This window comes from Adonisia turfae CCMR0081, from assembly GCF_011009555.1.
In the GTDB taxonomy this organism is placed as follows: domain Bacteria; phylum Cyanobacteriota; class Cyanobacteriia; order Phormidesmidales; family Phormidesmidaceae; genus Leptothoe; species Leptothoe turfae.
Genome location: NZ_QXHD01000003.1, coordinates 18148 through 27980, shown reverse-complemented (window position 1 = coordinate 27980; position 9833 = coordinate 18148). Strand labels below are relative to the sequence as shown.

Sequence of the window (9833 nt, the reverse complement as noted above, 5' to 3'; positions counted from 1 at the left end):
GGGGTGAGGGGGAGCAGGGGTGAGGTAGGGGCTGGCCTTGTGCCTGCCCAATGTCGAGGGTAATAACAACGATGGGTTTTATGAGGTGTCGAGTGACTTTCAAAAAGTGGTTGAGGCGGTTGAGGCGATGGTTAAGGATTATTTTTCGAGGAATATCAGGGTGTGAGTATCGGGAAAATCGTCATTTGTTGCTGCGGTTGGCAACGTTGCGGGGGGACTATAACCAGCTAAGGCGGGAGTTGGAGGAGTTAATTGACTATAGCGATCATGAGATTGGTCAGCTTAAGGGGAAAAACGTTGGGTTGGTGGAGGCCCATGAGGTGCTACAGCTCAGGGTGTGGGATCTCGAAGAGCAGATCGAGGCACTGCTGGCGTATATTGAGCGGGAGTTTGGTAAACCGGCAACGATTGAGGCGGCTGCGCCCAAGGTTGATTTGTCAGGGCTACATCTGGCTTTGGTGGGGGGCCATGATGCTACTCGGCGGGAGGTGATTCGGGAGTTGACGGAGCAGTATGGGTTAAAGCGGTGGGTAGAGCTACCGCCATTTAAGCGCAGTAGCTCAAAGCTGGCGCAGGTGCGGTTACGGATTCAGCGGTGTGATTTGATTGTGGTGATTACGGGGTATATGAATCATGGGACGACGGATAGTATTAACCGGTTAAAGGCATCGGGGGCGTTAGCTGGCCAGGTGATGCTGGTGAACTGCCGGGGTAAAACGGGGGTGGTGCGGGAAATTTTGCAGCGTGTTACGTAATTATTAAAAGTTCGGTCAGGGGGGTTAGGATTTAGATATCCAGATGCTAATCTGAGGGGGTAAGCCGAACCTTGAAAACCGCATTCTTCCGTTGACCCCCTCGGATTAATTACTGTGAGGGACGTTCAGACGTTTTCCACAGGGTCTTATTGGGAGTCATTCTCGATTAATCGGGGTCAAAAATGACCCCCTCAGATTTAGGGGTCTAGAAGCCTCTGAGAGCAATAGTTTTAAAAGGTGCCTGTTCAAATTCCATTACCCCGCGAGGGGACGGAAACCCTGCGAATCGTGCGGATGAATCACTGCTGTCGAAAGTTCAAATTCCATTACCCCGCGAGGGGACGGAAACCTGAAGTACGGTTGCTTCATCAGCAGAAACGTTACCGTTCAAATTCCATTACCCCGCGAGGGGACGGAAACCCTCCATTATAAACTCGGTACTTTGCTCAATGTCCAGGGTTCAAATTCCATTACCCCGCGAGGGGACGGAAACTGGTCGATTGCTCGCGTCAGTTAATGACACGCGTTCAAATTCCATTACCCCGCGAGGGGACGGAAACTTTCGAATGAGATCACAAAGACCTTAACCCCATGTGTTCAAATTCCATTACCCCGCGAGGGGACGGAAACCCGGTTATTGACGTATTTACTACCTTTAATTCTGTGGTTCAAATTCCATTACCCCGCGAGGGGACGGAAACCTTCCTCTAAAATAATAAATCCCGTTGCCTTGAAGAGTTCAAATTCCATTACCCCGCGAGGGGACGGAAACATTTTGCTGTTCTTCACTCAGGTGTTGAATGGTAGAGTTCAAATTCCATTACCCCGCGAGGGGACGGAAACCAGTGTGAACTGTATCAACCTCAGCAATAGGTTGGGTTCAAATTCCATTACCCCGCGAGGGGACGGAAACCATATCACTGCCGTTAGAAATGTAAGAAACCTTAATTTCCGTTCAAATTCCATTACCCCGCGAGGGGACGGAAACAATCCTACCATCTTGGAAGATAGGTAAGTCGCTAGAAGTTCAAATTCCATTACCCCGCGAGGGGACGGAAACACCCGCCGAGGACTAGGTTTAATTGCTTTAGCGGATTGTTCAAATTCCATTACCCCGCGAGGGGACGGAAACCTGTTAATGTCGGTGAAATTATGAAACACTACAAAACGTTCAAATTCCATTACCCCGCGAGGGGACGGAAACTTATCACGCCTGCGTCTTTGCATCATGATTTTCGGGTTCAAATTCCATTACCCCGCGAGGGGACGGAAACGCTATGGATGAAATAATCCAAATATAGGCAGCAATATGTTCAAATTCCATTACCCCGCGAGGGGACGGAAACGTGCCGTTGCAGCAAGAGGTATATTTGCCAGCAAGTTCAAATTCCATTACCCCGCGAGGGGACGGAAACCACACTCTTCCTCATCAATGATATATTGATGGTTCCGTGTTCAAATTCCATTACCCCGCGAGGGGACGGAAACTATTTGCCTAGCGTGAAGTAGCTTTACTGCATACTGTTCAAATTCCATTACCCCGCGAGGGGACGGAAACTAGGTTATAGCACCATTGCATAATTACTATGAGATTAGGTTCAAATTCCATTACCCCGCGAGGGGACGGAAACCATTGCCCCATATAATTTTTCAGGTCATCATTGTGTTCAAATTCCATTACCCCGCGAGGGGACGGAAACCTGTTTTGGGGTCGTAATTTCTAGCATCGATGCTTTGTTCAAATTCCATTACCCCGCGAGGGGACGGAAACTGTACCAGCATAGTTCGTTGAACAGGCGGTGTGTTTGTTCAAATTCCATTACCCCGCGAGGGGACGGAAACTAATCGCCAATTCCTCTTTAATTGCTTTGAGCAAGTCTGTTCAAATTCCATTACCCCGCGAGGGGACGGAAACTTCTGGAAGGCAGCAGAGGGAAGATGGAAGAGAGAAAAAGTGCGCTACAATAAATCCTCCTTGCCACTAAAGGCTTTCATGCGTTTTATCTTCCGCCTTCCGCCTTCCGTCTTTCGTCTTCACTCTTTAAAATATCTTCCGCCTCCCTATTCCCAATGCTTCCTCCTGCTGACATCATCCTGAGCGAACTCAATCTAGATCTAAACTCCCCAAGTTTAGTCAAGTCGCCAGCGGATCGTAGCCAGTACCGTGCCATGCTCAACTGGATAAAACGATATCAACCACCTAAAGGCAGCACTAACATCGAACAGGTAAAAGGCATTATCCAAGCCTTTCATCATGCCTGCACCGTCAATAACTGGTCAATGGCCCGCCAGCTTTTATCATTGCGCCTCAATACCCCCACCCAAGAAGACCTCGACAACCAACTACACACCTGGGGTTATTACAAAGAACAAATCGAACTCTACACCCCCCTGCTTGGCAAATTAGATGACGAATGGGATGCCATTCTCCTAAACGGGTTAGCCATGGCCCATAATAGCCTGGGAAACCATCACATTGCCCTTGCCCATAATCAACAAGAAACACAAATCAGTCAAACCTTAAATAGCCCCACACTTCAAGCCAGAGCATCAGGCAATATGGGCCTTACTCATCACTGCCTGGGTCAATATCCCCAGGCTATAGAGTACTATCAACAACAACTAGCTATTGCTCATAATATTGGCAACCTGTCTATGCTTGTACAAGCCCTGGCCAACCTGGGCTCCAGCTATTATAAACTAAAACAATATGACCAAGCATTAGACTGCTACCAGTGTCAGCAAGAAATTATAGAAACACTAGATGACACTAACGGCAAAGCAAAATTACAAAATAACTTGGGCAACGTCTACTTTGTAAAAGGTGACCTTGACCAAGCATTACACGCCTATCGAACCTGGCTAGAAACCGCCCGTGAACTATGCGATCGCGCTGGAGAGGGGCATGCCCTTAGCAATATTGGTAATGTCTACCATGCCCAGGGTAACTCTAAAAAAGCCATAGAATACTACGCAAAAGACCTGGAAATTACTCAAGATATTGGCGACCGCCAAGGTGAGGCCCATGCCCTGGGTAATTTAGCCACCGCCTACGTCTCACTACCAGACCTGGGACAAGCCAAAACCTATGCTGAACAACACCTAAGTTTAGTGAAAATACTGGGCGACAGCCCTCACGAGCAAATCGCCCTCACCCACCTGGGCAATATTCATGCCCTTTGCCATATGCCCATGTTTGCCATCCACTGTTTTCAAGATGCCTTATCTATCGCAGAAAACCTGAATGATTATGCAAACCAGGCCGATCTGCACGATAAGCTCGCCTATCTATCGTTGCAGCAACGTCATTGGCAACAATCGATCACCCATTATCAAAAGACTCTAGACCTGGCACAGCACTTAAACGATTTAGCCCTACAAAGCAAATCGTGGAACAACTTAGGCAGCATCTATCTGACCCTTGAACAGTTGACACTGGCCATCGAGTGTTTTCAACGGGTGGTTGAACTGCGTCAACAGCAGGGCGATCTCTCTGGAGCAGCCAAAGCGTGGGTGATTTTGGGCAAAACCCTGAAGCAAGTAGGTCAACAGGACGACTCCCTTAGGGCTTTTCAACAGGCTCGTGGGGTATTTGAAAGTCTAGGTAATGCAGAACTGGTTGCTCGGTGTGATGCGGTGTTGGCAATGTTTGCGGATAGTTGATTGGGATGGGAGTAAGGGGGCAGAGGAGAGAGGGAACCAAGGGAGAGAGGATGTATGGTGAACGTTTGTTCTGATGATGAGGATATTGGGCAACGGCTGTGGCGTGAGGTGGAGGCACGGTTGACTTTACAGCCGAACACGGTTTTTCGTAGTATGCTGGCCCAGCGACGGGCAGCAAAAAACTGGGTGACTCGCTATACACCTGCACCTGATGCATCTAATCTGGCAACCGTGAAGGGCCATATGGAAGCATTTCACCATCTAGGCGAGACGGATGCCTGGGAAGCAGCTATCTATCTGGTCTCTGAACCAAACTATCTTACCGAGAGGTCTGTCCATAGCCAACTGGGTCTGTGGGGCCACTATGCAGAACAAATTCAACTCTATCGCCAGTCCATTGGCAAACTGGAGCAGTATGCAGGCTATGTGTGGGATTCTACCTGCTTTAGCGGTATGGGGAACGCTTACCAAACTCTGGGAGACCTGGCACGGGCGCTGCATAATCACCAACAACATCTAGCACTGGCTCAGTTAATGAGCGATCGCAAAAACGAAGGTTTAGCCCTGGGCAATCTGGGCATCGTCTACGACCTGCTGGGCGACTACGATCAGGCCCTGAACTGCCACCAGCAAAGTCTAGAAATCGCCCGCACAAGTCAAGACCGAGACACGGTCGGCACTATCCTGGGACACCTGGGCAGCGTTTACTATTCCCTGGGAGATACCACCCAAGCCATTAGCCACTATAAGCAAGCCATAAGCATCGCCCGAGAAACCGGTAACCGTCTACAAGAGGGGGCTATTCTCGGCAACCTGGGTCTGGCCTATCAATCCCTGGGCCGTTACGCCGAGGCTATGGACTGTATGCAACAGTACCAGGCGGCCATGAAAGAAATTGGCAGTACCCGAGGAGAAGCCATCGCCCTGGGCAACCTCGGCAATCTCCATCGCGCTATGGGGCAGATCCAACCCGCCATCGACTGCCATCAAGACTGTCTCAGGCTAGCCCAGTCCTTAGGCGATCGCGTTCTGTTGATCAAAATCCTCAACAGTTTAGGCAACAACAATTATTTCCTTGGTCAGCTAGGGCAGGCACTCAACTACTTTCAACAAAGTTTGGCCCTGGCCCAGCAACTTAACGAACAGCACACCGTTGGCATCATTACCGAAAATATCGGCGATGTTTACCAGGCCCAGGGGCAGCACTCCCCTGCCATGACACAGTATCAGGCAGCTTTAGAGGTGGCAAAGACCGTTTGCGATCGCGCCATGGAAGCCTCTATTCTCCGTAAGCTGGGCAATAGTTACGAAACCCTGGGGGAGTACGAACAAGCATTGGAATTAGTAGAGCAGAGTGTTGCGATCGCTCAAGACATCGGCGATCAGGCCCAGGCTGCTATTGCCCTCAATGCCAAAGGTCATCTCTGTTATTGCTTGAAAGCCTATCAGCAAGGCCTTGACGCCCATATCCAGGCCATGGCCATTGGGGCCACCATGAATAGTCCGGTTATCATCGGTGCCGCTGCCGGAGGTCTGGGCAACCTTTACTGTGCGCTAGGGGACTACGATCAGGCCATCACCTATCACCAACAAGATCTGGCCATTGCCACTGAGCTAGGAGACAAAATTGGTCAGGGGCAAGCATCCGGCAACCTGGGCTTGGTCTACACCGCTATGGGAAACTATGCCCAAGCCATTACCCACCATGCCCAAGGCTTAGCAATCGCCCAAGAAGTTGGTGACAAAAGCGGCGAAGCCAGAGCGTTTAGGAATTTGGGTATTGCTCATCGATACCTCGAAGAGAGAGGGTGAGGGGGTGATTTGCGGATATTGTCATCGAAACAGTTTAGATAACCCTAACCCTCTCCTGAAACGTGATTTCCAGTAGCTTAACTGAGGGTCCTCTGGATAAACTTGCTCTCACATTTTTAACCAGGGTTGGACATTATCCTTTTCTCCCTTTGCCACTAGTAGACCAATATACGCATCAATAAAGGTACCAAACTCCATCACATGGAAGCGATCGCAGGAGAAATAAGGACGTAAAAGCTCTTCAGCAGCATCCAAATCTCCTTCCTGTATATACTGTCGAGCCAGACTCGCACTGGCAAAAATATAGTCTGGATAGCGTTCGACAATATCCCGAATCAGCGCATCTGCTTCGTCTTCCCGGCCTTGTATATACAGAGCCATTGCCAAATTATTCATCAGGTCAGGGGCATCTGAAACTAACTCAAGCGCTTCACGCAGCAATGCTTCTGCCTCTATGGCATGTTGTTTCCCCCCTTGTTGCAAGAGAGAAAAGGCAGGTTCTGCGAAGCGATTAACAGCTTTAGGATACCTTGCAATTGGCTCATCATGAAACGTATAGGCCATTAGCATTGTTTCACGCCATTGACCACCAACCCATAGCGAAACCTTCTCTTTTGAGATCAGGTTAGCTTCCGCAGCTATCCTGGCAGCTTGATGACGCATTGTGTCCGTTCCCTGATTGACTGACAAAAGATAATGCCTACACTGTTGAAGTGACTGTCTGTTTTGGATTGTAGCCAATAACGAAAGAAGCGGGAGTCCAGCGCTCTAGAATTAGATACCACTCAAATTATAGAAACGCTGTGAAAAAAACTCCCGCCTCTACGATGCCTTGAAAATCTGGCTGGGTCAAGGCGACAACTGGACACACCTTACCCATTTAACGACCTGTCTATGGATGGTCGTCGCGCTGATTCATACCGGCGAAGTAAACCTAACGAAGTGGGCCAAGTATATCCCCTGCCGAGGGCAGTACGCGCAAAGTCGCCAACGTCGTATTCGTCGCTGGCTGGGAAATCCACGCATCAATGTCCATCGGTTGTACAAGCCCATTATTCAAGCCGCGCTGGCGAGTTGGGAAGACGAGTGTCTGTATCTGAGCTTAGATACCACCCAGTTTTGGGATGAGTATTGTCTGATTCGGTTAGCCGTGGTTCACCGAGGACGTGCCCTCCCGCTGTCTTGGCGCGTGCTCAAGCATTCGAGTGCGACAGTTGCCTTCAGGGAGTATCACGAGATGTTAGTTCAGGCGGCTCGATACCTGCCGAAGGCGGTGAAGGTTATTCTGCTGGCAGACCGAGGATTCATTCATACCGATGCCATGAGTGCACTGCGCTGCCTGGGCTGGCACTATCGCATTCGACTCAAGAGCAACACATGGCTATGGCGCTCTACCGGAGGCTGGATACAACCCAACTCAGTTCATCTGGCTTGCGGCGAAGTGCGCTGTTTCCACACTGTTAAACTGCACAAGCAACAATGGTATGGTCCCGTCCATGTCATCGTCGGTCGCAATCCTCTCAATGGCGAACTCTGGGTCGTTGTCAGCGATGAACCCACTACGCTAAAAACCTTGCAGGAGTATGGCTTACGCTTCGATATTGAGGAGCTTTTCAAGGATGAGCAGTCCTGATTCCACCTCAGTTTGTGTGAGGGGATGTAATCAACGGTCTCCGTCCATTGAGAGAAGAGGCAATTAACAAATTACGCATCCAGTCGTCATGATATCGGAAGCCATTGAGTTTCTCAAAGGGACACAAACAGCCTCCATTTTGCTGCTGAGTTTTACGACAGAATGGATGAAAGTTCCACAGCATCGCCATGGAGCGAACGGATAACTCAGCAGCCTCCCAAGCCCCATGAAAATCTTGCATGGCATAGAGTGCCCGGTCGAGATAGTTCATGGGGCGATCCACCTGATTACTGGTGCGATAGGCATTAGGAAAGTCGAAGGCTCTCTGGAAAAATAGAGATTTTTCTCTGAGTCGTTGTAACCGGTCATGGATGGCGTCGGGAAGCTCCACCGATTGTGTCCATTCGAGAAAACGACGCAATCGCTGAGCAAATTGACGTTTGCTGGTGGCGTGATAGATATGCCAAAGCTTGTCGGTTAAGCAGGTGCGTAACTCAGGCTTAGAGCGACACCAATCACGCACTTTAATCACCTCATGTAGAAAGCATAGAATCCAGGTGATGCCAGGAAATAGGGTTTCCCAGGCTCGACGAGTCGCGTCCCATCCATCGGTGGTGACTGTCTCAGGTCGATAGTCAGGGGCATGCTCGCTCATCTCTTGCTCAAAGTCCCCATACGCCGCTTGCAAGTCCTCGTATCCAGCCGTTGGGCTCAGACCACTGCCCACAATACACCCCTTAGCCGCTGTCACCACCCAATAGATACGCTCTCCTTGATGGCTACCATGCTTTTCATCGGCCACTAGATGGGGGGGAGCGACTCTTCTGTTTTCAACGTTGTTCCGACAATGGATGCTCGGCCAAGAGATTGACACAACCGATACCAATGCATCTCCGAGCGGCCCAATACGTAAGCAATCCCATCATAAGAGAGGCCATGCTTTCTCAAATACATTGCTTTGCCTGCTAGCTCAGACGTTTCACTCATATAAGGCGTGACGAAATCGGGACGCAGTTGATAGGCTGTTTTTTGTTTGGGAAGATATATACGACGTGTTTTCAGGTGCTGACGAGCTGAGGTCACCCACCCATGAAACCGATATCCCTCCTCAATTCCCTTGGGGAACAGCTCCGGATAGCTGGCTATTTGCTCGTTCAGGTACTCTCGGTAGGCCTCACGGTCCTCAACCAACTGGTCATAATCAATGCTATCGGCGATGGGCAGGCAGATCGTTTTATCCCCTGCTGTCCCTCGTTGCTTGCGTTTGGCCATCATACTTGGCCTCCAAACTCGATGACCTTATGATATCCAAACAAACTTAGTTGGAACTAGGATTAATCAAGCCGTGGTAATTAAAGGGGTATACCTGATCTGACTGCACCGCTGTTAGCTGACTCCAGAATGGATCGGTTTTCAGTTGGGCAATCTCTTTGTCAAGTCCGCCGCCAGCATCAATAAACAATAGCTGCTGTGGGTTCAGTTCTAAGATCTTCTCTGGGGATAGGGTAATGTAGCCCTGAAATTCGCTTTGACCAGGCAAGTCAGCGGTCAGATTCTGAACATTAAACTGTTGTAGAAAGTCCCCAGCCCAGCTTTCACTGTTGGGGGATAACAACGGTTCTCGACTGGCGAGCACAATGGCTGTGGGGCCGCTAGCATCAGCCTTGGCCAGGCAAGCATCGTAGCGTTCCAGCAGCGCTGTAGGATCTGCATTCAGCTGGGTGGCTAAGCCCTGGGTCATTGCTTTAAGGCTATCCCACCCTTTAATGTCGACGGATAACACATTGATGTCTAGATCCGTAAGCCGCTCCAGGGTTCGGTCATGGAATCCGGTAGCGCCAATCACCAGGTCGGGTTTTAATGCCACAATTTTTTCCAGGTCGGGCTCGGTGCGACCGCTGCTCACGGTGGTTAATCCTTCAAAACGGGGATCGTTACTGAGCAACGGACTACCGGGAATGCCCACCAGG

8 protein-coding genes and 1 CRISPR repeat array are annotated in these 9833 nt (G+C 50.0%); of the genes, 4 read left to right on the top strand and 4 right to left on the bottom strand.

What is annotated here, in order from left to right:
- The first annotated feature begins 71 nt into the window (after positions 1–71).
- From DXZ20_RS00865 to DXZ20_RS00855, 3 genes are all read left to right on the top strand, one after another.
- On the top strand, positions 72–755 hold the full coding sequence (locus tag DXZ20_RS00865; protein ID WP_250565543.1) for a DUF2325 domain-containing protein: 684 nt from the start codon (positions 72–74) through the stop codon (positions 753–755).
- A gap of 243 nt (positions 756–998) precedes the next feature.
- A CRISPR array of direct repeats spans positions 999–2670; the repeat unit is 35 nt; unit sequence GTTCAAATTCCATTACCCCGCGAGGGGACGGAAAC.
- 155 nt (positions 2671–2825) lie between these two features.
- A complete protein-coding gene (locus DXZ20_RS00860; RefSeq protein ID WP_163695760.1) occupies positions 2826–4418 on the top strand; it encodes a tetratricopeptide repeat protein in 1593 nt (530 codons plus the stop codon).
- 54 nt (positions 4419–4472) lie between these two features.
- Positions 4473–6230 (top strand): tetratricopeptide repeat protein, encoded by a 1758-nt coding sequence (locus DXZ20_RS00855; RefSeq protein ID WP_163695757.1) that lies wholly within the window; start codon positions 4473–4475, stop codon positions 6228–6230.
- A 108-nt stretch (positions 6231–6338) separates the two neighbouring features.
- Here DXZ20_RS00855 and DXZ20_RS00850 read toward each other — a convergent pair whose 3' ends face one another.
- Entirely contained in the window at positions 6339–6893 is a 555-nt protein-coding gene (locus tag DXZ20_RS00850; RefSeq protein ID WP_163695754.1) for a hypothetical protein, read from the bottom strand.
- A gap of 169 nt (positions 6894–7062) precedes the next feature.
- On the opposite strand from DXZ20_RS00850, the gene DXZ20_RS00845 reads away from it, so the two are divergent.
- Complete coding sequence (locus DXZ20_RS00845; protein ID WP_163695751.1) at positions 7063–7863, top strand: transposase; 801 nt, start codon at positions 7063–7065, stop codon at positions 7861–7863.
- A 7-nt stretch (positions 7864–7870) separates the two neighbouring features.
- Here DXZ20_RS00845 and DXZ20_RS00840 read toward each other — a convergent pair whose 3' ends face one another.
- The 3 genes from DXZ20_RS00840 to DXZ20_RS37145 all read right to left on the bottom strand — a co-directional run.
- Positions 7871–8665, bottom strand: coding sequence for a hypothetical protein (locus tag DXZ20_RS00840; RefSeq protein ID WP_163695747.1), 795 nt, complete (start codon positions 8663–8665; stop codon positions 7871–7873).
- Complete coding sequence (locus DXZ20_RS00835) at positions 8665–9138, bottom strand: hypothetical protein (protein ID WP_163695745.1); 474 nt, start codon at positions 9136–9138, stop codon at positions 8665–8667. The genes DXZ20_RS00840 and DXZ20_RS00835 overlap by 1 nt, the downstream gene beginning before the upstream one ends.
- A 43-nt stretch (positions 9139–9181) precedes the next feature.
- Positions 9182–9833: ABC transporter substrate-binding protein (locus DXZ20_RS37145; protein ID WP_250565542.1), on the bottom strand; the 652-nt coding region annotated here is incomplete at its 5' end.